General features: G+C 66.0%; 26 protein-coding genes. 12 read left to right on the top strand and 14 right to left on the bottom strand.

Annotation, left to right across the window (positions count from 1 at the left end; genetic code table 11):
- Positions 1-73: 73 nt before the first annotated feature.
- The 4 genes from ACVENA_RS07335 to ACVENA_RS07320 all read left to right on the top strand — a co-directional run bounded on the left by ACVENA_RS07335 (position 74) and on the right by ACVENA_RS07320 (position 4200).
- Positions 74-1180, top strand: coding sequence for an ABC transporter substrate-binding protein (locus tag ACVENA_RS07335; protein WP_449328239.1), 1107 nt, complete (start codon positions 74-76; stop codon positions 1178-1180).
- Between the two features lie 30 nt (positions 1181-1210).
- On the top strand, positions 1211-2116 hold the full coding sequence (locus tag ACVENA_RS07330) for an ABC transporter permease (protein WP_449328238.1): 906 nt from the start codon (positions 1211-1213) through the stop codon (positions 2114-2116).
- A complete protein-coding gene (locus ACVENA_RS07325) occupies positions 2116-2961 on the top strand; it encodes an ABC transporter permease (protein WP_449328237.1) in 846 nt (281 codons plus the stop codon). Before ACVENA_RS07330 ends, ACVENA_RS07325 begins: the two co-directional genes overlap by 1 nt.
- 111 nt (positions 2962-3072) lie before the next feature.
- A complete protein-coding gene (locus ACVENA_RS07320) occupies positions 3073-4200 on the top strand; it encodes an ABC transporter ATP-binding protein (protein ID WP_449328236.1) in 1128 nt (375 codons plus the stop codon).
- A gap of 104 nt (positions 4201-4304) precedes the next feature.
- Here ACVENA_RS07320 and ACVENA_RS07315 read toward each other — a convergent pair whose 3' ends face one another.
- From ACVENA_RS07315 to ACVENA_RS07290, 6 genes are all read right to left on the bottom strand, one after another.
- The gene (locus tag ACVENA_RS07315) at positions 4305-5240 is read right to left on the bottom strand and encodes a DUF808 domain-containing protein (RefSeq protein ID WP_449328235.1); all 936 of its coding nucleotides are present in this window, start codon (positions 5238-5240) and stop codon (positions 4305-4307) included.
- A gap of 172 nt (positions 5241-5412) precedes the next feature.
- Complete coding sequence (locus ACVENA_RS07310; RefSeq protein WP_449328234.1) at positions 5413-6786, bottom strand: aspartate aminotransferase family protein; 1374 nt, start codon at positions 6784-6786, stop codon at positions 5413-5415.
- Positions 6787-6998: 212 nt separating this feature from the next.
- Positions 6999-7739 (bottom strand): gamma-glutamyl-gamma-aminobutyrate hydrolase family protein, encoded by a 741-nt coding sequence (locus ACVENA_RS07305; RefSeq protein ID WP_449328233.1) that lies wholly within the window; start codon positions 7737-7739, stop codon positions 6999-7001.
- A gap of 42 nt (positions 7740-7781) precedes the next feature.
- Positions 7782-8753, bottom strand: a complete 972-nt coding sequence (locus tag ACVENA_RS07300; protein WP_449328232.1) for a glucokinase — start codon at positions 8751-8753, stop codon at positions 7782-7784.
- A gap of 192 nt (positions 8754-8945) precedes the next feature.
- Positions 8946-9320 carry a c-type cytochrome gene (locus ACVENA_RS07295; RefSeq protein WP_449328231.1) on the bottom strand — a complete coding sequence of 125 codons (375 nt, stop codon included), beginning with the start codon at positions 9318-9320 and terminating at the stop codon, positions 8946-8948.
- A 3-nt stretch (positions 9321-9323) separates the two neighbouring features.
- Entirely contained in the window at positions 9324-9911 is a 588-nt protein-coding gene (locus tag ACVENA_RS07290; RefSeq protein WP_449328230.1) for a ferritin-like domain-containing protein, read from the bottom strand.
- A 150-nt stretch (positions 9912-10061) separates the two neighbouring features.
- Here ACVENA_RS07290 and folE point away from each other — a divergent pair, with 150 nt between their 5' ends.
- Positions 10062-10709 carry a GTP cyclohydrolase I FolE gene (gene folE / locus ACVENA_RS07285; protein ID WP_257549598.1) on the top strand — a complete coding sequence of 216 codons (648 nt, stop codon included), beginning with the start codon at positions 10062-10064 and terminating at the stop codon, positions 10707-10709.
- On the opposite strand, the gene ACVENA_RS07280 is transcribed toward folE, so the two are convergent.
- Both ACVENA_RS07280 and ACVENA_RS07275 read right to left on the bottom strand, forming a co-directional pair.
- Positions 10706-11437, bottom strand: coding sequence for an RNA polymerase sigma factor (locus ACVENA_RS07280; RefSeq protein ID WP_449328229.1), 732 nt, complete (start codon positions 11435-11437; stop codon positions 10706-10708). The genes folE and ACVENA_RS07280 overlap by 4 nt on opposite strands.
- 238 nt (positions 11438-11675) lie before the next feature.
- Positions 11676-12356 (bottom strand): hypothetical protein, encoded by a 681-nt coding sequence (locus ACVENA_RS07275; protein ID WP_449328228.1) that lies wholly within the window; start codon positions 12354-12356, stop codon positions 11676-11678.
- Positions 12357-12417: 61 nt separating this feature from the next.
- Here ACVENA_RS07275 and ACVENA_RS07270 point away from each other — a divergent pair, with 61 nt between their 5' ends.
- The 7 genes from ACVENA_RS07270 to ACVENA_RS07240 all read left to right on the top strand — a co-directional run bounded on the left by ACVENA_RS07270 (position 12418) and on the right by ACVENA_RS07240 (position 18590).
- Entirely contained in the window at positions 12418-12798 is a 381-nt protein-coding gene (locus tag ACVENA_RS07270) for a DUF2946 family protein (RefSeq protein WP_449328227.1), read from the top strand.
- A 47-nt stretch (positions 12799-12845) separates the two neighbouring features.
- Complete coding sequence (locus ACVENA_RS07265; RefSeq protein ID WP_449328226.1) at positions 12846-13160, top strand: hypothetical protein; 315 nt, start codon at positions 12846-12848, stop codon at positions 13158-13160.
- The gene (locus tag ACVENA_RS07260; protein ID WP_449328225.1) at positions 13157-13561 is read left to right on the top strand and encodes a DUF2946 family protein; all 405 of its coding nucleotides are present in this window, start codon (positions 13157-13159) and stop codon (positions 13559-13561) included. Before ACVENA_RS07265 ends, ACVENA_RS07260 begins: the two co-directional genes overlap by 4 nt.
- A 69-nt stretch (positions 13562-13630) precedes the next feature.
- Positions 13631-14164: a DUF2244 domain-containing protein gene (locus ACVENA_RS07255; RefSeq protein WP_449328224.1), complete on the top strand. Its 534-nt coding sequence runs from the start codon at positions 13631-13633 to the stop codon at positions 14162-14164.
- 33 nt (positions 14165-14197) lie between these two features.
- Complete coding sequence (locus tag ACVENA_RS07250) at positions 14198-16270, top strand: TonB-dependent receptor (protein WP_449328223.1); 2073 nt, start codon at positions 14198-14200, stop codon at positions 16268-16270.
- Between the two features lie 11 nt (positions 16271-16281).
- Positions 16282-17679 (top strand): PepSY-associated TM helix domain-containing protein, encoded by a 1398-nt coding sequence (locus ACVENA_RS07245; protein ID WP_449328222.1) that lies wholly within the window; start codon positions 16282-16284, stop codon positions 17677-17679.
- Positions 17679-18590 carry a LysR substrate-binding domain-containing protein gene (locus tag ACVENA_RS07240; RefSeq protein ID WP_449328221.1) on the top strand — a complete coding sequence of 304 codons (912 nt, stop codon included), beginning with the start codon at positions 17679-17681 and terminating at the stop codon, positions 18588-18590. Before ACVENA_RS07245 ends, ACVENA_RS07240 begins: the two co-directional genes overlap by 1 nt.
- Here ACVENA_RS07240 and ACVENA_RS07235 read toward each other — a convergent pair.
- The 6 genes from ACVENA_RS07235 to trbK-alt are packed head-to-tail and all read right to left on the bottom strand — an operon-like array spanning position 18563 to position 23292.
- On the bottom strand, positions 18563-18811 hold the full coding sequence (locus ACVENA_RS07235; RefSeq protein WP_449328220.1) for a DUF2274 domain-containing protein: 249 nt from the start codon (positions 18809-18811) through the stop codon (positions 18563-18565). The two genes, ACVENA_RS07240 and ACVENA_RS07235, sit on opposite strands and share 28 nt — an antisense overlap.
- Positions 18808-20055: a TrbI/VirB10 family protein gene (locus ACVENA_RS07230; protein ID WP_449328219.1), complete on the bottom strand. Its 1248-nt coding sequence runs from the start codon at positions 20053-20055 to the stop codon at positions 18808-18810. The genes ACVENA_RS07235 and ACVENA_RS07230 overlap by 4 nt, the downstream gene beginning before the upstream one ends.
- A complete protein-coding gene (gene trbG, locus ACVENA_RS07225) occupies positions 20052-21056 on the bottom strand; it encodes a P-type conjugative transfer protein TrbG (RefSeq protein ID WP_449328218.1) in 1005 nt (334 codons plus the stop codon). Before trbG ends, ACVENA_RS07230 begins: the two co-directional genes overlap by 4 nt.
- Positions 21053-21736 carry a conjugal transfer protein TrbF gene (gene trbF / locus ACVENA_RS07220; RefSeq protein ID WP_449328217.1) on the bottom strand — a complete coding sequence of 228 codons (684 nt, stop codon included), beginning with the start codon at positions 21734-21736 and terminating at the stop codon, positions 21053-21055. Before trbF ends, trbG begins: the two co-directional genes overlap by 4 nt.
- Positions 21737-21742: 6 nt before the next feature.
- Positions 21743-23050, bottom strand: a complete 1308-nt coding sequence (gene trbL, locus ACVENA_RS07215; RefSeq protein ID WP_449328216.1) for a P-type conjugative transfer protein TrbL — start codon at positions 23048-23050, stop codon at positions 21743-21745.
- Positions 23050-23292 (bottom strand): putative entry exclusion protein TrbK-alt, encoded by a 243-nt coding sequence (trbK-alt, locus tag ACVENA_RS07210; RefSeq protein WP_449328215.1) that lies wholly within the window; start codon positions 23290-23292, stop codon positions 23050-23052. The genes trbL and trbK-alt overlap by 1 nt, the downstream gene beginning before the upstream one ends.

Here is a 23292-nt window from a genome sequence, read left to right as displayed (position 1 = left end):
GTGCCGCAAAATAGCCTCTTTCCAACCCGCCATTATTGAGTCAGCTTGCCCCATTGAAACAGGGAGGCCGGCCATGGATCTGAAAGACATGTTGGGGCAAAGCCGCGGTCGCCGTTCATTGCTGCAGGCGCTGGGGGTCGCGGCGGTTGGGATCAGCTTCGGCGGCCTTGCGGCGTGCGGCAAGGGCGAAGGCAAGAAGCTCGCGAACGGCGAGGAGGCCCGGCTCAACTTCTACAACTGGGACACCTATATCGGCGAGACGACGCTCGACGATTTCAAGGCGGCGACCGGCGTAGACGTCACGATGGACCTGTTCGACAGCAACGATACCCTGTTCGCGAAGTTCAAGGCGGGCAATCCCGGCTATGACGTGATCGTGCCCTCGAACGATTTCGTCGAGCGCATGATCCGCGCCGACATGCTGCAACCGCTCGACCATGCGCAGATTCCGAACATCAAGAATATCGACCCGAGCTTCATGAACGTCGATTACGACCCGGGCCGCAAATTCTCGATGCCCTATACCTGGCTGGTGCTCGGCATCGGCTATCGCAAGTCGAAGGTGAAGGCGAAGCCGGATAGCTGGAAGGTGCTGTTCGATAGCGACGAATATAAGGACCGCATCGCCTGGCTGTCCGAGGCGGGCGACATGTACCGCCTCTATGGCAAATATCTCGGTAAGTCGGTCAATGCCCTCACTCCCGCCGATATCGAGATGATTTCGGCGATGATGATCAAGCAGAAGCCCTATGTGAAGAAATTCCACGAGGACGACGGGCAGGATCTGCTGATGAAGGGCGATTGCGACGTCGTGCTCGAATATAATGGCGATATCGCGCAGGTGATGACCGAGGATGACGACCTCGATTTCATCGTTCCGAAGGAAGGCAGCCAGTTCAATTCGGACACGCTCGCGATCCCGAAGGGCGCGCCGCATCCGAAGAACGCCCACGCCTTCATCAACTATATGCTCGATGCCGAGGTCGACAAGAAGATCACCGAAACGATCCTCTTTCCGACTCCGAACGCGGCGGCCAAGGCGCTGATGCCCGACAGTTACAAGAACAACCCGGTCATCTATCCGCCCGCCGACGTCCTCGCGCGGTGCGAATATGCGAAGTTCAACGAAAAGCTGCAGCCGCTCTACGAGGAAGCCTTCACCAAGGTACGGGCGGCCTGATCGCAACATCCTGAAAGGGGCATCGGGGGGATGGCCGAACAGGACTGGAAAGCCAACAAGAGGGTCTTCGCGGCGGTGTCGCTGCCGACGCTGCTATGGACGCTCGTCTTCTTCGTCGTCCCGATGGCGATCGTCTGGTTCTACAGTTTCGGCGAGAATGCCGGGCTCAACGAAATCCACGTCTCGGGCACGCTCGACAATTACAAGCGCGCGACCGAGTGGCTCTACCTTGGTATCTTCGGCAAGAGTTTCGCGGTCGCCGCGCTCGTCACGCTGATCTGCCTGATCGTCGGCTTTCCCGTCGCGATGGCGATCACCTTCGCGAGCGAGAAATGGCGGCCGTGGCTGCTGCTCGGCATCATGCTGCCCTTCTGGACCAATCTGCTCGTGCGCACCTATGCGCTGATGATCCTGCTCGGGCAGCAAGGCTATGCCAACAAGGGGCTCGGGGCGCTTTGGGGCGGCGCGAGCTGGGTGAAGACGCTCGTCGGGCTCCAGCCGCTGCCGACGTGGGAGCCGGTGCAGCTTCTCTTCAACAATTTCGCGGTCGTCTTCGGCCTCGTCTATGTCCATTTGCCCTTCATGGTGCTGCCGCTCTACGCGGCGCTCGACCGGCTCGATCGCAGCCTGATCGAGGCGAGCCTCGATCTCGGCGCCGGTCATTTCCGCACGATCATGCAGATCGTCGTCCCGCTCGCCGCGCCGGGGATCGTCGCGGGGGTGATGATCACGCTGATCCCCGCGCTCGGCGCCTACCTCACTCCCGACCTGATGGGCGGCACCGACAGCCAGATGATCGCGAACGTGATCGAGCGCCAGTTCAAGAAGGCGAACGACTGGCCCTTCGGCTCGGCGCTCTCCTTCATCCTCATCTATGCGATGTTCATCCTGATCGCGCTGCAATCGATGCGCCGGAAAGTGCCGGAGATCGATTGATGGCGCTCTTCTCCCGAACCCCGATCGCCCCGCTCGAATATAGCCGCACCCTGTGGATGCGCCTGTGGGTCGGCGCAGTAATGGTCTTTCTCTATGCACCGCTGATCGTGCTGATGATCTTCAGCTTCAACGACAGCAAGCGCAACGTGGTGTGGCGCGGCTTCACGCTCAAATATTACGACAAGGCGCTGAACAACGACGCGCTGATCGAGGCGCTGGTCAATTCGCTGACCATCGCGGCGCTCGCGACGATTTTCAGCCTGATCCTCGGCGCGGTCGCGGCGGTGATGCTGTGGCGTTTCCGCTTTCCTTTCAAGGGTGCGATCGACGGGACGATCTCGCTGCCGATCATCGTCCCCGAAATCTGCATGGGCGTCGCCTTCCTGATGTTCTTCGCCAAAGGGCTCCACTGGCCGACCGATCTCGTCTGGCCGCTCAACCTGGGCGCGATCACCATCGCCCACATCACCTTCTGCTTCCCCTTCGTGACGATGGTCGTGCGCTCGCGCCTCGCGAGCTTCAACCGCGAGCAGGAGGAAGCGGCGAAGGATCTCGGCGCGGGCGAATGGCAGATGTTCCGCGACGTGCTGATCCCGCACATGAAGCCAGCGCTCGTCGCGGGCGCGCTGCTGTCCTTCACGCTCAGCCTCGACGATTTCGTGATCACCTATTTCACCAGCGGGCCGGAGACGATCACCTTTCCGGTGAAAGTCTATTCGATGCTCCGCTTTTCGGTGACGCCGGAGGTCAACGCGGCTTCGACCATTCTCATCATCCTGACCGTCGTCCTGACCGCCATCGCGCTGAAGCTGCAGGGCGTGAAGGCGATTGCGGAGACGCATTGATGCAATTTTTCATCCCGTTCCGTGTCAAGCGAAGTCGAGACACCCATAAGGCGCGCACCACCGATGGGCATCTCGACTTCGCTCGATGCGAACGGTGAAGATAGGTAGACCATGACCGACGCCCCACCGATCATCCAGATCCAGAATATCTCCAAGCGCTTCGGCAAGGTGACCGCGGTCGACAATGTCAGCCTCGACATCCAGGCGGGCGAATTCTTCGTGCTGCTCGGCCCTTCGGGCTGCGGCAAGACGACATTGCTGCGCATGATCGCGGGGTTCGAGCTGCCGACCGAGGGCCGCATCCTGATCGACGGACAGGACATGGCGGGCATCCCGCCGAACAAGCGGCCGGTGAACATGGTGTTCCAGAGCTATGCGGTGTTCCCGCATATGAGCGTCGCCGACAATGTCGCTTATGGCCTGAAGATCGCGGGCGTGCGCGGCAGCGAGGTGCACGACCGCGTCGCCGAAGCGCTCGAACTGGTCAAGCTCGGCGGGTATGAGAGCCGGATGCCCGACCAGATGTCGGGCGGTCAGCGCCAGCGCGTCGCGCTCGCGCGCAGCCTCGTCATGCGGCCCAAGGTGCTGCTGCTCGACGAGCCGCTGTCGGCGCTCGACGCCAAGCTGCGCGCGCAGATGCAGTTCGAGCTTTCCGAATTGCAGGAAAAGGTCGGGATCACCTTCGTCACCGTCACCCACGACCAGGACGAAGCGCTGTCGATGGCGTGCCGCATCGCGGTGATCAACAAGGGCGAGGTATCGCAGCTCGCGACCCCGTCCGACCTCTACGAATATCCCGCCAACCGCTTCGTCGCCGATTTCGTCGGCTCGGTGAACATCTTCGAGGGCAAGCTGACGTTGGACGAACCCGACAAGGCGGCGGTCGACTGTCCGGGGCTGGGCAAGGTCTATCTGAACCACGGCGTTACCGGCCCGCACGGCGCAGACGTCTGGGTCGCGCTGCGGCCGGAGAAAATCTATCTTCACGTTCCCGGCGCGGGCAAGGCGGTGAAAGCGGCCGCGCAGGACGCGCCCGACGGGCATAATTTCGCGCGCGGAACGATCAAGGGGATGAGCTACCTCGGCGACATCACGCTGTTCGAGATCGAACTCGAAAGCGGCGCGCGCCTCCGTGTCTCGCGCCCGAACCTGTCGCGCCACGACCAGGAGGATTTCACCTGGGACGACAAGGTGAGCATGCACTGGCGCGCCGATAGTCCGGTCGTGTTGCTGGGATAGATTACCCAAAGACGCAACCCGCCACCGTCACCCCGGACTTGATTCGGGGTCCCGCTTTTCGGGCGTCGCTCAGCCGGACCCGGATCAAGTCCGGGGTGACGAGGTTAGTGGGCCTTCTTGCCCGGCAGGAAATGCAGCACGCCGGCGATCAGTCCGCCCAGAATCAGCCCGAACACACCCGCGCCCGCGGCGGCGATCAGCCATTCCCATACGCCCGCCAGCGGCAGACCGCCGCCAACTTTCAGTGCGAAGGCGTGCAGCGCATGACCCAGCCCGCCGATATGATATTCGTCGAGCCCGTGCAGCACGATCTGTCCGCCGACCCACAGCATCGCCGCGGTGCCGATCGTCGCGAGCGCGGCGAGCAGCTTCGGCATGAAGGCGACGAGCCCACGCCCGATCCCCCGGCGCGCGGCATTGCCTTCCTTCGCCATGTGCAGACCGATGTCGTCCATCTTCACGATCAGCCCGACGACACCGTAGACCGCGATGGTGATCAGCACTGCCACGACCGCGAGAGTCGCGCCGCGCATGACGAGATGCTGGTCGAGCACCTCATTGAGGGCGATGACCATGATTTCGGAGGAGAGGATGAAGTCGGTGCGCACGGCACCCTTCACCATGGTCTCCTCATGATTCCTGTCGGCGACGATCTCGGCGTCCTCCGCCAGGCTGGTCTTGTCCTCCCGCAGCGCGTGCAGCACCTTCTCGGCGCCCTCGAAGCAGAGATAGGCGCCGCCGAGCATCAGGAGCGGCGTGATCGCCCACGGCAGGAACGTCGAGAGCAGCAGCAGCGCCGGCAGGATCAGCACCAGCTTGTTGAACAGCGACCCTTTGGTGATTCGCCAGATGATCGGCAACTCGCGGTCGGGGGTGAAGCCGGTGACGTAGCGCGGCGTCACCGCGGTATCGTCGACCACCACCCCCGCCGCCTTCACCCCGGCCTTCGACGCCGCGGCGCCGACATCGTCGATGCTCGCGGCGGCGACCTTGGCGATGGTGGCGACGTCGTCGAGCAGGGCAAAAAGGCCGGATGGCATGGGGGCTAGGTCTTTCTTCTAAAGTGTTGTGCCTTGTCCCTTATCCGTTCGCCCTGAGCTTGTCGAAGGTCGTCTACCCTTCTCCGTCATCCCGACGAAGGCCGGGGTCTCACCCTAGCCACCCGACGCACCGGCGAGATCCCGGCCTTCGCCGGGATGACGGATGAAAGGTTCAGAGCGCCCGCAATCTCGGCTCGATCTCATCGAGCGACTTGCGGATGATGGCCACCATCGCGTCGATCTGTTCGGTCGTGATGATCAGCGGCGGGCACATGACGAGGCTGTCGCGGATGCCGCGCACCATCAATCCGTTCGCGATGCAGGCGTCGCGCGCCATCGGTCCCGCCGTTCCCTCGGCGCCGCCAAAGCGGGCGCGCATATCCTTGTCGGCGACGATCTCGACCGCACCGAGCAGGCCGATCGCGCGGGTCTCGCCCACCAGAGGGTGATCGTTCAGGGTCGCGAGCGCCTTGGCGAGATGCGGGCCGGTGACGCTGCCGGTGCGCTCGACCAGCCCTTCGCGCTCGATGATCTCGATATTCTTGAGCGCGACCGCGGCGCAGACCGGGTGCCCGGAATAGGTATAGCCGTGGACGAAATCGCCGCCGGTCTTGAGCACGTCGACGACATGGGCGGCGACCGCGGTCGCCGAAATCGGCAGATAACCCGACGACAGCCCTTTCGCCATCGGCATCAGGTCGGGCGTGAAGCCCATCGTCTCGTGCCCCCACATCTTGCCGGTACGCCCGAAACCGCAGATCACCTCGTCGGACACGAGCAGCAGGCCGTATTTGCGCACCACCGCCTCGACCTTCGGCCAATAGCCCTTGGGCGGGATGATGACGCCGCCCGCGCCCTGCACCGGCTCGCCGATGAAGGCGGCGCAATTTTCGGGGCCGACCTCGAGAATCTTGTCCTCGATCGCCTGGACGCAGGCGTCGCAGAACGCCTCCTCGCTCATCCCCTGCCCTTCGCCGTAATAATAGGGCTGGCGGACATGCTCGACGCCGGGGATCGGCAGGTCGCCCTGCGCGTGCATCGCCTTCATCCCGCCGAGCGAGACGCCCGCGACGGTCGAGCCGTGATAGGCGTTCCAGCGGCTGATGAAGACGGTGCGCTTCGGCTCGCCCCTCAGCTTCCAATAATGGCGCACCATGCGGAAGACGGTGTCGTTCGCCTCGCTGCCCGAGGCGTTGAAGAAGATGTGCGGCAGGCGCTGGCCGGTGAGTTCGGCGATCTTCGCCGCGAGCGTCACCGTCGGCGGCGTCGCGGTCTTGAAGAAGGTGTTGTAGAAGGGCAGCTCGCGCATCTGCGCCGCCGCCGCCTCGACCAGTTCCTCGCGGCCATAGCCGATGTTGACGCACCAGAGGCCCGCCATGCCGTCGAGGATGCGGTGGCCGTCGCCGTCGGTGATGGTAGCGCCCTCGGCATGGGTGATGATGCGGCTTCCGCCGAGCCTTTCGATCTCGGCCCAGTCGGCCTGCGCGGGCAGATGATGCGCGATGTCGAGACGGCGCAGTTCGGCGATGTCGTAATTGCGGGGCATGAGCTTCTTCCTGCTCTCCCCTCCCTGAAAGGGAGGGGTCGGGGGGTGGGTAAGGACGTTACAGGGAAGAGCGCTCGCCTGCGGCGAGCCGCCCACCCGCGTTCAGAGTCACGTGCCTCTGAACGCCCCCTCCCTTTCAGGGAGGGGAGTCCCGGTTCAGGGCGAAAACCCAAGCCGTGCGAGATAGCGGTTATAGCGGGTAACGCAGCGGTTCATAACGCCCCCCTGAGCGCCCGGCCGAGCAGGCGGAAATAGGTCCGGCTCTGGTCGTTGTCGTCGGTCGCCCATTCGGGATGCCATTGCACCGCGAGCAGGGGCGCGCCGTTCGGGCGCGCGCTATAGGCCTCGACGAGCCCGTCGGGCGCGCGCGCCTCGACCTGCAAACCGTCGGCAAGGTCGCCGATCCCCTGATAATGAACCGAGTTCACGTCGAGCGACGGCGCGTCATACGCCGACGCCAGCCAGCCGCCTTCGACCAGATCGATCTTGTGATGATGGTCGAACATCGCATCGAACGCCACGCCGTCAGGCGCATGATGGTGCAGCAATTCCCCGGCAGCCGAGGTATCGCGCCGCAGCGTCCCGCCCAGCGCGACATTGATCTCCTGAAAGCCGCGACAGATGCCGAACAGCGGCCGCTGCGCCGCGATCGCCGCTTCGACGAGGTCCAGCATCATGCGGTCGCGGTCGGGGTCGAACGGCCCCTCCCCCGCCGCCGGATCGCCATAGCGCGCCGGCTCGACATTCGACGGCGTGCCGGTCAGCAGCACCCCGTCGAGGCGGCCGACCACCTCGCCCGCTTGCATATAGTCGGGCAGCGACGGGATGATCAGCGCGGCGCAATCGGCGTGGCGCATCGCCGCGGTCGCATAGCGGTTGATCACCACCTGCGCGACCTCGCTCCCGACCGTGCGGTTGCAGGCGATGATGCCGAGGACGGGGCGTGCGGCCATGCCCCTTGCTGCCGCGTTTCAGCGCGCGGCGCCAGCGGAATTTCAGGCGTATCGGCGCGCGAAGGCAGCGGCGGCACCGAACAGGCCGGGCTGCGGATGCGTGATCAGCTTGACAGGCAGTGCCGCCATGAAATTCTCGAACCGTCCCTTGGCGACGAAACGTTCGGGGAAGCCCGAGCGGACGAGTTGGTCGCGGATGCGAAGGCCTAATCCCCCCGCGATCACGACTCCGCTCGCCCCCTGCGCCAGAGCAAGATCGCCAGCGACGCTGCCGAGCGACAGGCAGAAGCGGTCGGCGGCAGCGGCGGCGAGCGCATCCTCGCCGCGCATCGCGCGGGTCCAGATGGTGCGGTCGTCGAGCGGCGTGATCGCGCGCCCCTCCATGCTCGCCAGCGTCTCGTAGATGTCGACGATGCCCGGCCCCGAAACGACGCGCTCGACCGACACGCGGCGATGACGCGTCCGCAGCCGCGCGAGGATCGCATCCTCGATGCTGTCGAGCGGCGCGAAGTCGATATGGCCGCCCTCGGTCGCCTGGACACGATAATCGGCGCCGTCGCGCCACACATGCGCGACACCAAGGCCTGTGCCGGGGCCGATGATGCTGATCGTCCCCGTGACAGGCAGCGGCTCGTCGGGGCCGGTCAACCGCTCGAAATAAGCTTCGCCAGCCTGCGCGACGGCGTGCCCTACCGCCTCGAAATCATTGACCAGCGCATAGCGATCGACGTTCAATTTCTCGCCGATCAGCGCCGGGCGGATAATCCAGGGATTGTTGGTAAAGCGGATGATCTCGCCGCGCGTCGGCCCGGCGATCGCGATGGCGACCGCGCGAGGCAACGCACGGCCCTGCTGCCGCTCGAAATCCTGCCATGCGGTCTGGAAACTCGCATGATCCTTCGTATGCAGCGTCGCTTCCGGCCCAAGTGCGACGACGCGGCCGCCCTCGACCTCGGCGATCGCGAAGCGCGCATGGGTGCCGCCGATATCAACCGTGACGATGGCTTCGCTCATGACTCTCCCTTGCGTTTGTTCGGGAGGGCATGTCGCATCGCATCGGCCGACGCAACCGCCATAGCTATGCGCGCGCGATCGGCGACGAGACCTCGATGCAGGGGGTGGATCGAGGCTCGCCGCCCGGATCGGCCACGATGTCGCCCGCGAATCGTTGCCGCGCGGCGACGGCCGGCCCTTGTCCGCCTGCGCCTAGCGACTCTGCTGGCGCAAATAGGCGATCACATCGGCGCGGCGGGCGGGGTCGGTCAGGCGAAAGCCCATCCGCGTTCCCGGCACCATCGCCTGCGGATTCTGGAGGAAGCGGTCGAGCGTCGCTTCGTTCCAGACGATCCGCGCGCCGCGCATCGCGGGCGAATAGGTATAGCCGCGCGCGGTTCCCGCCTTGCGCCCATAGACGCCGCGATGCGCCGGGCCGACGCGGTTGGCGTCGAGCGAGTGGCAACTTCCGCAATTGGCGGCATAGAGTCTGCCACCGCGCGCGGGATCCCCGCTCGGCGCCATCGCCATCGCGGTGGCCGCAACGGCCAGCCAGGCCGCCGCAGCCGTTTCAAGTGCCCACCGCATGGCTCAACCGAACATGAAGGCGGGCTTGGGCAGCGCTTCGCCGAGCGCCGAGGTCAGCAGCGACCAATGCGCCGCCTCATCGGCGGCGATCTTCGCGCAGACCTGCGCGAGGTCCTTGCCGCCGAGCGACGGCATGACGCCGATATAGGCGTTGGCCGCCCCCAGTTCGTGTGCCTGCGCGAGGCGCAGGATATCGGCCTGGGTCTTGATCGCGGCGATGTTGAGGCTGGTCATATAGTCGGCGCGCGACTTGGGCTGGACCGGCTTGCCGCCGAGTTGGCCAATCGCGCCGGCGAGCGCATCGCGGTGCCCCTTGTGCTGGCCCTGGAAGACCAGCGCAAGGTCGAGCACGGGCTTTTGCAGCAGGCCGCTTTCGGCACCGATCTGATACGCCTCGATCGCTTCATGTTCGAGCCCGAGCGCGACGTTCAATATGTCGATGTCGCCGGCATTGGCGGCGCCTCCCGGTTCCTTTCCCGCCGCGCGGGCCAGCGCCGGCGCGTCGCCCAATATCCCGATAGCGACAGCGGAGAGGGCCACAGTGCCGGTCGCGCGCAGCAATCCGCGGCGCGAGCTATAATGTTCGATCATCGAAAGCCTCCTTTGCAGTCGGCGCGGCGGGAATACGCCGCGCGATGGCGGTCATTCGATGCGGATGCGGGCGCGGCGTTCCCGAAAAAGATTCCGGAACATTCCCCGCGCCGCGCCATCCAATGCGCTCCGAAACGCCAAGGATATGTCATGGATTTATTGCAGCCCCCCGCCTCCGCCGACCGCCACGACTGCGAAACCCTCGATCCGGCAGCCGCACCGCGCCCCGGACGCGCGGCGGTCGAGGCCGCCGTCCGCACCCTGATCGCGGCCGCGGGCGACGATCCCGCGCGCGAGGGGCTGCGCGACACGCCCGCCCGCGTTGCGCGCGCCTATGCCGAATGGTTCGCGGGTTATGCCGTCGATCCCGCCGCCTATCTGGCGCGCGTCTTCGACGAGGCGAACGGATATGAAGACACCGTCCTGCTTCGCGACATCCCGCTCGTTTCGACCTGCGAGCATCATCTCGCGCCGATCACCGGGCGCGTCCATGTCGCCTATCGCCCGCGCGGCCGGGTCGTCGGCATATCGAAGCTGTCACGGCTGGTCGACGCCTTTGGCCGCCGGTTGCAATTGCAGGAACGATTGACCCAGCAAATCGCCGACACGCTGTTTTCCGTCCTAAAGCCGCACGGCGTCGCGGTGATCGTCGAGGCGCGGCACGGCTGCATGACGACGCGCGGCGTCAACCAACCGGGCGTTGCAATGGTGACCAAGGCGTGGCTCGGCGATTTTCGCGAAGATCCCGACCTGCGCCGTGATCTGCTCGCCGCAATCCCGTTCGGACTCGATCGCTAGAGCGGATCGGGCCAGCCGCGCTCTGCCCGCAGCCGCCGCATTACAGCGTCGACCAGCCGGTCGCACCGGGCGCCAAGGAAGGGAAAACTGCCGCGCAGCGCGTCGGCAAGCGTCGCGTCGAGCGCCGCGCGAAGCTGGCGGCGCGCACGGTGCAGCCGGGTGCGGACGGTCTCGGCCTGGATATCGAGCAGACCCGCGACCTCCTCGACCGAGCGGCCCTCGATATCGCGCAGGATGAAGACGAGGCGGAAGGGCTCGGGCAGGTCATCGACCGCGCGTTCGAGCAGCCGCCGCACCTCGGCGCGCGCCGCGTCGGCCTCGGGATCGTCGACGACCTTGCCGCCCGGAAAGCCGAGGATCAACGCGCCCGCCGCCTGGCTCCGCTCGACCTGATCGAGATCGACCAGCGGCCGCCGGCGGCGCAGGCGGCCGCGGCTTTCGTTGATCACGATCCGCGTCAGCCAGGTCCCCAGCCCCGCCTCGCCGCGAAAGCCGTCGATCGCGGCAAAAGCGCGCGCATAGCTTTCCTGCACGACATCCTCGGCCTCCGCATCGTCGGCCATGATCGCGCGCGCGACGCGGAACAGCGGCTGATTGTAACGCCGCATCACCGCACAAAAGGCCAGCGGCTCGCCGCGCCGCACCTGCTCGACGAGCCCGGCGTCGGCCATGGCCTCGAACCCGCCTGCCGCCGTCACCCCTGCCGCCATCACCGATGAATCAGCCATCGACACCTCCCGCCAAAGGCGATTGGATGCGGCACGCGCAAAAATGTTCCCACGAAATCGCTGGCCGCGGCTCCGTTTAGGCGGGAATATCGATCGATGGAAGGGAATGGCGCGCCGTCACGGATTCATCTGATAACTACGTGTCGCCGCTTCTACTACGCTAGGGCCGCACTTCCCCGCATTGCCCCGCCGTTCCCGGTCGCCATGCGCTTTCACACGCTATGGCATAAGGGAACGGTCAGCGTAGCGCGCGATGGTGCGTCCAGCCTTTGTCGGTCAATATCAGGTCGTCGGCGTCTGTCGAGGGGGGCTTAGCGACCGCTTCGGGGATCGCCGGAAGCGCGGCAGCGATGGCCGGGTTGCTCACCCAAGACGCAACATCCTTGAGCGTGTAACGGTAGGTGACGCGCGTCGCCTTCACCCCTGCCATGTCGGTCGGCTCGGTGAAGTTCTCGACCGCCTCGATGTTGCGCCGGGCGTAGCAAAGGTTCACGCCCCGGAGGAATCGGTCCCCGTCTCGCAGGGCACCCTTACCGGCGTCGGTCCGGCTGTATCGGACCCGATCGCCGGCAAGCGGTTCGACCGAGAGCAGGCCGGCAGCGACGGCCGCGTCCAGCGCCGGCTTGTCCACCTGGCGCGATGCTTCGCGCTCGATCGGCAAGCTGCCGCTCCTATCGAGCCGGACGCAATCGGGATGCTCATCGAACCACGCCTGCAAGGCTGCTTTGAGATTGGCATCCGTGGTCGTCTTTGGGTCGTCGGTCATCTTGGGATTGCTGCAAGCCGCGACCGCCAGGGCAGCCGCGAGCATCGTCATCGCCGCACGTCTCATCCCATCCCATCCTCCCTTCCAGCTCGAGCGCGCTGCATAGATCGTGAACGGTGAAGGCTGCAATCCAACCGCGTCGAGCAACGTCATAAACTCGACAATTGGTGTCGTTCAATCTAAACGGCCCGCCGTGGGCACCATTCGCACCTTCATGACTCGCCATCACTGGCTGGCCGCCTGGCTGGTCGCGGCGGCGGTGCTGTTGAAGGTGCTGATACCAGCCGGCTTCATGCCCGGCATGGCAAACGGCATGATGGTGGTCCAGCTCTGCACCGGGCAGGGCGCCCAGACAGTCATGATGGAGATTCCCGGCCAAGCCGGTGATCATGACAAGAGCGATCACAAGCGCGCCGAGATGCCATGCGCCTTCTCCGGCCTGTCAGCGCCTACCCTGGCGGCAGCCGATCCACTCCTGCTCGCGGTCGCCATTGCGTTCATCATCGCGACCGCTTTCCGCACTGTTTCGCGACCCGTCCTACGGCGTCGTGTCTATCTGCGACCCCCACTGCGCGGACCACCCGCCACCGCCTGATCCATTTATCTGAAGGACGACGCGCGAACGGACCGACTAGGGCGGCCGTGAGCGGGCAGTCGTTCATTCAAAATATTGGATGGGGAAACGGAATGGGGATTAGAAAAATATCGGGCCATCGGGACCACGGCCGCGCACTCAGCATTTGGCCGAAAACCTGGTCTGAGGAAGAAGTAGAACAGATTGCGAAGAGGGTGGTCGCAACCTACGGCCCCAAGAGCCTTCAGTATCTCGTCGATGAAATGCAGGCGGCTATCAGAGCCGATGACGACGATCGAGCGAAGCTGCTGGATCGCGTTCGCCGTCTCGTCGAGCAACGCTTGGCGGATAGCCGAAGGCTGACCGGGGTGGCCCACTCGTGACCCTGTTCCGGACCTTCGTCGCGCGGCATCGCTGGCTGGCCTTCTGGCTGGTTGTCACCGCGCTGGTGGTCAAGCTGGTCGTGCCGGCGGGCTTCATGCCCGCTTTCGCGAACGGCACGATGACGATCCAGCTCTGCACCGGACAAGGCGTGCAGACCATCCAGATGGAAATCCCCGGCACGGCCGGAGATTCCGACAACCACGATCACCATAAAAAGGCGGACATGCCCTGCGCCTTCGCAGGGCTCTCGACGCCGACTCTCGCGGCAGCCGATCCGCTTCTGCTCGTAGTCGCCATCGCGTTCATCATCGCGACTGTTTTCCTCTTCGTTTCGCGACCCGTTCTGGCGCGTCGCGCTTACTTGCGACCCCCGCTGCGCGGACCACCCGCCACCGCCTGATCCATCCGAACGCTCAACAACGCACGCGCGTCCGTCCTAACGGCGCGCGCGCCGGATCAGGATACTATCATGGCATATTCAATCGCCGGGCGGCCTCTGCGGCCGTCCGATCCTGCCGATGCCGGCAGGCTCCCCGCATCTGCATGGTTCGAGCCCTGCACGCTCGACCTGCGCATGGTCGCCAACCGATCTGCCCTGCCGAAAGGGACCAATCTCGTCCTCATCGGCTTCGGCCTGGTCATGGCGGCTATGTCGCTGCGCTTCGTGCTCATCGGCGCATGGCCGGTGCTCGTGTTCAGCGCCCTTGACCTGACTCTGCTTGTCACGGCGCTCCATGCTTTTCGTCGGACCCGTCCGCCCGAAGAGCGGCTGACGCTGGTCGATGGCAAGATCGTCCATCTCAGTATCGACGATCAGGGCCGCGAACAGCGGCTCGCGCTGCCCGCCTATTGGACGAAGCTCGACCTGCGCGGCTCGGAAGTCTCGCCCGCGCTCGCGCTCATCTTCCGCAACCACCGCTACCCGATCGGCCTCTGCCTTGCCGCAGATGAACGCCGCGCGGTCGCCGGGATCATCGCCAACACGCTGGCCGCAGCTCGCTGAGCGCCGCCAATCCGTCCAAACAAGGAAATCCAAATGTTCAAGATTGCTCTGGCGACTTCGGCCGCCCTGTCCGCCCTGGCGGCCGCCAATCCCGCCGCCGCCCAAAAAGCCACCCCGGATCAAGAGGTGGATACGATCATCGTTACCGGCACCAAGTTCTCCGGCGACTTCGGCGCGAAGTCGGGCATCCCGATCGAGCGGGTGCCGCAGAGCGTCCAGATCGTCACCGCAGACGACATTATCGAGCAGGGCGCGCGATCAATAGGCGACCTGCTGCGCGGCGTGCCGAGCGCCAACGCGGGCTACTCGCGCGTCGGCGCCTACCAGTCGTTCAGCCTTAAGGTGCGCGGCTTCCTTGCCGATCAGATGCGCAACGGCATCCGCCAGCGCTACTACGAGGATGTCGATGCGTCGGCCCTGTCCAACATCGAGCGCGTCGAAGTTCTGAAAGGCCCATCGGGCGTGCTCTACGGCCAGTCGGCCGTGGGCGGGATCATCAGCATCGTCACCAAGCGCCCGCAGGAAGAAGCGGCGGGCAGCTTCGCCGGCACGATCGGCAACTACGATCAGAAGATGCTCAGCTTCGACATGACTGGCGGCCTCGCTCCCGGCCTTGCCGTTCGCGCGACCGGCGAAGTCGAACGCTCCGGCACGTTCGTCGATTTTCAGGACATGGATCGGCTGAACGCGGGTCTCAGCCTGCGCTATGCCCCATCGGATAGCATCACGGCCAACCTGGTCGCCGAATATGTCGAGCGGAAGACCCGGCGCTATGTCGGCTTGCCCATTCCCGGCACCGTCCAGTCGAACGGTGTCGGAACCCTCCGGCGCGGCCTCAACCTCAGCGAGCCCGATGTTGACCGGATGGACGCGAACGCGCCGCTCGTCCAGGCGTGGGTCGACGTGAAGCTGTCGGACAACTGGACCCTCACACCCCGGTTCCAGTATCAGGAGTTCAATACGAGCTTCCTGCAAATCCGGCTGCAAAGCCCGCGAGCCGATCTCGTGACCATCAATCGTAACGGTCGCGTGGGCCGCGAGGACGATGCCTATACCATCGCGCAGCTCGACCTCTCGGGGACGGTGAGAACGGGGCCGATCACGCACAAGCTGCTGCTCGGCTATGAATATGACCGCGAGCGCGGTCGTTTCACTCAATACAACCTTACCAACGTCACGCCGATCAACGTGGTGAACCCGGTCTATGGTTTCAGGGGCGTATCTCCGGCTCGGGCCTTCGCCTTCGACAGCTTCTACAACATAGACGGCCATGCGCTCTATGCGCAGGATCAGATCGCCCTCACCGACCGCTGGGACGTGATCGGCGCGATCCGGCATAGCTGGATCGAGGCGGCGAATGGAGACTATGGCGGGCCGGCCGCCGATCGGTCGCGCGTCCAGTCCACCATCTGGCAACTTGGCTCTACCTATCGCCTGAACGACGCGCTTTCCGTCTATGCCGGTTACAATACCGGCTTCGACATCGAGAGCAGCGCAGGCGCGCGGGCCGCCGATGGCAAGCCCCTCAAGCCGGAAGAGTCGAATCAAGCGGAAGTCGGGCTGCGGCTTCGGCATGGCACGCTGCGGGGCAGCGTGGCTGCTTTCCAGATCAAGCGGGTCAACGCGCTCACCACCGATCCCAACAACCCCGATTTCAGCATCAATGTCGGCGCGCAGCGGGTGCGCGGCGTGGAGATGGAGGGCGAATGGCACCCGCTGCCCTGGTGGTCGATCTCGGCGGGCTATGCCTACCTAGATTCCAAGATCACGCGCAGTAATGATGGGGATCAGGGCTCGCCGCTCGGTGACGTGCCAAAGCACACCGTCACGGCGCGAACCTCCATCGCCATCCCCGGCACGGCCCTGTCGCTCCGGGGCGGGATCAACCATATCGGCAGCCGCTTGCTGGTGAACGGCAGTTCGGTGCGCCTGCCGGCATACACCATCGCGGATATTGGCGCGGGCTATCGCCTGGGAGCCGTCACGATCGACGCGACCGTGAACAACCTGTTCGACAAGACCTATTACACGGCGTCGGGCAACAGCTTCGCGGTCATACCGGGCGATCCCCGCACCTTCTCCCTGCGCCTCGGCGTCAACTTCTAAGGGAGGCGAATATGGCCGTGACTGCGATCGATAACGATCCGCCAGCGCGGCCCACCGCCTATCGGGCGGTGTGGCGCTGGCATTTCTACGCGGGGCTGTTCACGGCCCCGCTGCTCGTAATTCTTACGCTGACGGGCGCGCTCTACCTATTCGACCGGGAAGTGGATGGCTGGTGGAACCGCGAGATTCAGACCGTGGCCGTCGCCGGTGCGCCGCTACCGCTGGCGACGCAGGAGGCCGCCGTGGCACGCGCCCTGCCGGACGCGCGGATCGGCCGCGTCCGCTTGCCTCATGGGCCAGGTGAGGCGTCGGTGTGGAACGTCCGCTTGCCCGATGGTGCGATGCGCGACGTCTATCTCGATCCATACCGGGGCCGTGTGACCGGAACGGTCGATCCCGCGACCCAACCGACGAACATCATCCGCGACTTGCACGGCAACCTCATGGCCGGCGAGGCGGGCAGCTACGTTGTCGAGCTGATCGCCTGCTGGACGCTGGTGATGCTGGCGACGGGCATCTGGCTGTGGTGGCCGCGCCGGTGGAAGCTCAAGGGCGTATTCGTGCCCCGGCTGTCGGCGACGGGGCGGCGCTTCTGGCGCGATCTCCATGCTATTCCGGCAACGGTCAATGCCGTCCTCGTCGCCCTGCTCATTTTAACCGGCCTCCCTTGGTCGGCCTTTTGGGGCCACCAGTTCGCTCGGATCGGGGAGAGCGTGCCGTTCATCGCGCCGTCGCCCAACTTTCGCGCGGCGCCCAAGGTGGACGGCGGAGCTGGCGCCAACGATCATGCGATGCACGATCCCGAGGCCGCGAAGCTGCCCTGGACGATCCGCCAGACCACACCACCGCATGGATCGGGCGGCCATCATCACGGCGACCATCAACGGATCGGCATCGCCGATATAGAGCGGCTGCTACCGCTGCTCGACCGGCAGCAGTTCGGCGAAGGCGTGCGTATCTTCTACCCCGCTGATCCGGCATCCGTGTTCACGATCAGCTATGTCCCCGACAAGGCCGAGGGCCAACGCACCATCTATGTCGATCCGGCGAACGGCAGGATCATCGGTAATGTCGGTTGGGAAAACTACAGCCCGATCGCCAAGGCCGTTGAATGGGGCGTGGAGCTTCATGTCGGGCGGCAATATGGCCTCGCCAACCAACTCGCGAATCTGACCGTCTGCCTGGCGCTGATCGGCGGCGTGGTCGCCGGCATCGTCCTATGGTGGCGCAGACGGCCCAAGGGGGAGTTGGCGGCGCCGGCCCTACATCCTACGGACAGGCTACCTCCGATCGTCGTCGGCATGATCGCGGCAATGGCGATTCTGTTTCCACTCGTCGGCGCGTCGTTGCTGATCGTGCTTGGCTTTCAACGCTCGGTGCGGGCATTCGCGCGAGTAGGAAGAACGTGATGCCGTTCGACATCCGTCAACTCCGTTACGCCATCGCGGCGGCCGATCACGGCAGCTTCTACCGGGCCGCGCGGGCATTGGATGTCGAGCAGTCCACTCTTAGCCGAAATATCCTCAAGCTGGAGCGTGTGGTCGGCACAAAAATCTTCGATCGCTCGCGCGCGGGAGTTACCATGACGATCGCAGGAAGCGCGTTCATCCGCGCGGTGAAGCCTATGGTCGCCAATGCGGACAAGTTGGTGGCGACCATGCGGGCGGCAGGGCAAGGCCGCGCAGGCGGTCTGATGGTCGGGCACTACAGCTCGGTCTCGGCCGGAAATCTACGCGCGACCATGCTGGGCTGGCGTAACGCACATCCCGATGTCGATCTGGATGGCGTGGAAGCCGATCGGGGCGCACTGCTCGCCGGACTCGATACCGGCGAGATCGACATTGCGATCCTCGTGGGCGTCACTAGCCATGACGGGTTCCGGCACGAGCCGTTCTGGAGCGAGCGCGTGCTGGTGGCGCTGCCAGCCAGTCATCCGCTGGCCGAGCGCGACCTGCTCCACTGGACAGACCTTCGACGCGAGCAGTTCCTGCTCACGGCCGCCGATCCCGGCCCGGAAATTCGCGACATGTTGCTCGGTCGCCTGTCGGTCGCGGGAGTCCAGCCGGACATCAGGATGCACCACGCCAGCCGCGAGACGATCCTGAGCATCCTGGGCGGCGGTCTCGGCCTCTCGATCATCTGCGAGGGTGCGACCGGAGCACGCTATCCTGATGTGGTTTACCGGCCCGTCCACGGCGAGCAGGGGCCAGTGCTGATCGGCTTTTCGGGATACTGGCGGAATGACAACGGCAATCCCGCGCTGCGTCGCTTTCTCGCCTTCGTGCGCGAACGCTATGCGCTGTCCTTCGACATTCCATGAGGCTGACCCTGGCGCTGCGCCTTCGCAAATGCCCGGTCGGTCGCCATGAAGCGGGCGAGCATGGGCGCGACCAGCTTCTCCGGCGCAACGGGTTGTTGTCGTGTCTCGGCGGCGAGCGCGGAAGCATAGGCGACAAGATCGCGGTGGACGGCGGCGGGTAGCTCGACGTTGATCTTGACCGGGCGGTCATCGGCCAGCGGCCCCAGCTTCAATTTCGTCATCGTGTCGCTCCGATCGGTTCAAGCACGAGGTCGCGGGTGATGACCACGCGCAAGGGATGCCCCGGCCGGATGGTGAGCGTCGGCTGCACATTGAGCTGGCGGCGCACGATCTGCTGGCCGGTCTGATTGATGGTGTCCTGCGTGCCCCTGCGCAGGGCGCGAATGAGATCGCCTTCGCTGTCGGCCGCCAGCTCGGTCCCCATGCCGAGCAAGGTCGAGATGGCAGCGGCTTTCAGCATATTGCCCCAATGCTGGTTCACGCGGTCCTGTAGCCCCGCGAAACCGGCCGGATCGGCGCCGGGCTGGCGCTCGAGGACGATCGAGCGCCCGTCCGGCATGATGAGGCGATCCCAGGCGAGCAGCACGCGGGTCTGCCCGGCGGCGATCTGGCTGTCGTATTCGCCGGTCAGCCGCGCGCCCTGCGGAATGAGCAGGATGCGCCCGGTCGGGCTGTCATAGACGTTCTGCGTCACCTGGGCGGTGATCTGGCCGGGAAGGTCGGAACGGACGCCCGTAATAAGCGCGGCAGGAATGATGCTGCCCGCCTGCACGATGTTGGGCGATGCCGGTGTGGTCAGCCGCTCGACGCTCACCGTGCGCGGGTTGGACGCCTGCGCCATGAAGGCGCGCTTGCCGGCCTGGTCGCCCTGCGACGCCGCTCCATCCGGCTGTGTAGGGACGGCGGAGTCCGGCGCTGCGCCGACCGTCGGCATGGCGGCCCCGCCGCTCGCCGTGCCGCTGCCGAGGAACAGGCTGGCGGTGCGGGCGGCGTCGCGTTCCTGCTGCGCACGCTGGCGGGCGGCTTCGGCGGCCTGCGCGCGCGGATCGGATTGTCCGGTTCCCATCGGCGGGACGGGCACGTTCTCGCCGCGCTGCTGCGCCGACAGGATCGGCCGCCCAAGATCGCCGGGGAGCGGCGCCCCGAGTTTTGGAACCTGGCTGTAGTCCTTCGGGCCGGACGTGATGTTTTCGGCGGTCGCCCTGCCTTCCGTCCCGTAAAGTTCCTGCCGCTCGCCCTTGTCGGGAGGATTCAGCGCGTAGAGCAGCGCGCCGCCGATGCCGAGACCGGCGGCGGCGCCGAGCGCGGCGAGCGCCTTCCTCGACAGGCGCATGACGCGCGGCGGATCACCGCGAAGCTGGAACGCGCGAGGATCGGCAGGCGCAGGCTGCGGCGCTGCCTGCGGTGCGGCCGGCGCGGGCTGCTGCGGAACAGGTTGTGCGGGCGTGCCGGCGGGATCGCTCACGGCCGCCCCCGGCGTGCTTCATCGCGCAGGATATGCACGCGCCGCTCTGTGCGCCGGTCGCCCAGACGCAACTCGGCGCTGGCAAACAGCCGGTCCACCACCATGTAGCGGCCCTGGACGCGGTAGTTGACCAGCTCGGCATCGCCGGCCGCGCCGGTCACGAACAGCGGCGGCATCTCGCCCTGCGAGATCTCGGCCGCGAACTCGATGAACACCTGCCGGCCGTCGTCGAACGCGCGGGCCGGACGCCAGGCCACGCGGTCGCCTTCGATCCGGTAACGGAAATTGAGCGCGGCGATGTCGAGGCCGGTAGCGATCGGAGCGGATGATGCAGCGGCGGCGTTGGCGCCGCGCAGCGCGATGAGGCGGTCTTGGGGATAGGTCCAGCTCACCGACGCCATGTAGGTCGAAGGCGTCGCGCGCAGTTCCAGATGATAGGTGCGCCGCGAGGTGTTGACGACCAAGTTCGTGCCGATGTCGGACCGGGTGGGCTTTACGAGGATATGGACACGCGCCGTTTGGCCGCTGCCGCTCACGGTGTCGCCGATGATCCAGCGCACGGTATCGCCGGCCGCAACCGGCCCCGGCCCCACGAGATGCTCGCCTTCCTGCAAGGCGATGTCCGTCACCTGGCCGGGCGCGGTATAGACCTGATAGAGCGCGCCTTCGGTCCAGGGATACTGCTGGATGGCGTTCACATAGCCGTCACGGGTAGGCTGGATGCGAGCGGCGGCGTTGGCCGCGCCGACGCGCTGGCGCGGATCGGACGGCTCGGACGGCCGCGCGCCGGCCTCTACCGGCTTCAACTGGCCGGGGAGCGGCAGGGGCTCGGGGATCGTCACCACCTCGACGGCGCGCGGCGGTTCCGGGGCCGGCGTCGCGGCGATCTCGGCCGGCGGCACGTTGGCCGTCTTGGCCGACGTGGTGGCGCAAGCGCCGAGAGCGGACGCGGACATAAGCAAGACTGGCATGGCGGCCTTGCGGAATCGGGGATGTCTCATTGGGCCAGCTCCTTCGACCAGTTGATTGCGTTCACGAACAGACCGAGCGGGTTCTTGCGCAGCGCGTCGGGCGTGCGCGGGGTCTGCACCGCGACGGTGAGGATCGCCGACCAGCGCGTCGTTTCGGCGAGACTGCCATCCTGATAGCGCCGCTCGGTCCATGCGATGCGGAAGCTGTCGCCAGAGGCGCGGATCACGCTCGATACGTCCACCGCGACTTGCACCCGCCCGACATTGGCGAACGGGTCATTGGCGCGGGCATAGTCGTTCAGCGCCAGCGCGCCGCGATCGGTCGTGAAGTCGTAGGCGCGGAGCCAGTTCTGGCGCACGATGATGGGGTCGGCCGGGATGCTCCTGACCTGCTCGATGAAGCGGGCCAGGTGGAACGCGATCTGCGGATCGGTCGGCCGGTAGCTCGCCTCGGCCGGTGCGACCGCCTGCGCTTCGCCGAGCCGATCGACCTGCACCACCCAGGGGACGATGTGCCCCCGCGCCGATTGCCAGACCAGGCCAACCGTAAGCCCGCCCGAGAGGGCAAGCGCGCTGAAGAAGGCAAGGCGCCAGTTCTTCGCCTGCACGCGGGCGGCGCCCATGCGGTCGTCCCATACCTGCGCCGCGCGCTGATAGGGGGTGACGGGTTCGGGAGTCTGGCCGTAGCGGATAGTGGGGCGTCGGAACATTGCGGATCAATCCTTCTGGCTGAGATCGACGGACGCGCCTCCGCCTCCGCCGTCGCCGCCGCGCAGCGTGTGGGCGGCGACCGTGGCGCCGTGGGTCATGGTCTGGCGTTGCTTCATGGCGGCGGCCCAGGCCGGCGGCCCGGCGGTCGATGATGCGGGCGGCGTGGCGCCGCCGGTGATCGTGCCGCCGGTCGCGGTGACGGCCGCGCGGCCGCCCGAGCGATAGCTGTCCTTCAAGGATGCGGCGGCCTTGCGCAGCGGCGACATGGCGGCGCCGACCGCCGCCCTGCCGACGCCGCCCGCGCCTCCGGCGACGGCCGCCGCGCCGGTCTTGCCGGCCGAACCGAGCGCATAGGCGCTCGATGCCGCGCCGGACGTGAACGCTGCGCCCCTGGCCGTTCCGCCGATGGCGCCGGCTGCCGCGCCAGCGCCGAGACGGGTTGCGGCTGCGCCTCCGACCAGCGCGCCGCCCGCGGCGAGCGCGGTCCCGGCCGCGGCGCCCGCGCCGAGCGCCGGGCCGCCCGAGACGATGCCGTTGGCGATGGACGGCCCGAAGATGGCGAGGCCGAGCAAGGTCAGCGCGGCGAGTGCGATCGCCATGACCTGCTCCATATCCGGCTCGACCACGACGGGCGTGTCGGTGAACTGGCTGAACAGCGTCGTGCCGATCCCGGTGATGACGGCCAGGACCAGCACCTTGATTCCGGTCGAGACGATATGCCCCAAGACCTTTTCGGCCATGAAGGCGGTCTTGCTGAAAAACGCGAAGGGCAGCAGCACGAACCCCGCCAGCGTGACCAACTTGAACTCGATCAGGACGATGAAGACCTGCACGGCGATGATGAAGAAGGCGAGGACGACGATCAGCCAGGCCACGAGCAGGATGAGAATCTGCGCGAAGTTGGCGAACAGGCCGACCGGCCCCATCAAGTCCTCGGTCGCGTCGAGCAGCGGCGCTCCGGCGTCGAGGCCGGTCGCCGCGATGCTGCCCGGCTTCATGAACTCTGCGAGGCTGAGGGCGTCACCACTCGCCTTGAGCCCCAGCCCCGCGAAGCTCTCGAACACGATGGTCGCAAGCGACTGGAAATTGCCGATGATGAAAGCGAAGGCGCCGATGTAGAGCGTCTTCTTCACGAGGCGCTGGATCACGTCCTCGTCGGCGCCCCACGCCCAAAACAGGGCAGCGATCGTCACGTCGATCGCTATAAGCGTCGTGGACAGGAAGCCGACCTCGCCGCCCAGGAGGCCAAAACCCGAATCTATGTAGCTGGTGAAGACGCCCAGGAAGGTGTCGATGACGCCGGTGTCTTCCATCACTGCTCGTCCTTGCCGAAGAAGCGGCGGCGCTTTGCTTCCCAGGCGGCTTCGCAACCGCTGTCGGGCATGGTGAGCGTCCGGCAGCGGCGCATATCGACGGTGATCGGGTTAGCCGCGCTTTCGCGCGCGGCCGGCGGCGGCGCGGCCGGTTCGGGACGGCGGGAAGCCGAAACGACGGCCACCGTCATCATCATGCCGGCCAGCGCCGCGCCGCCCGCGATTTTCGCCGTGCGGCTCAT

Source organism: Sphingopyxis sp. 550A (assembly GCF_053569535.1).
Note: the sequence above shows the minus strand (reverse complement) of the source record. Positions and strands in the feature narration are given on the sequence as shown.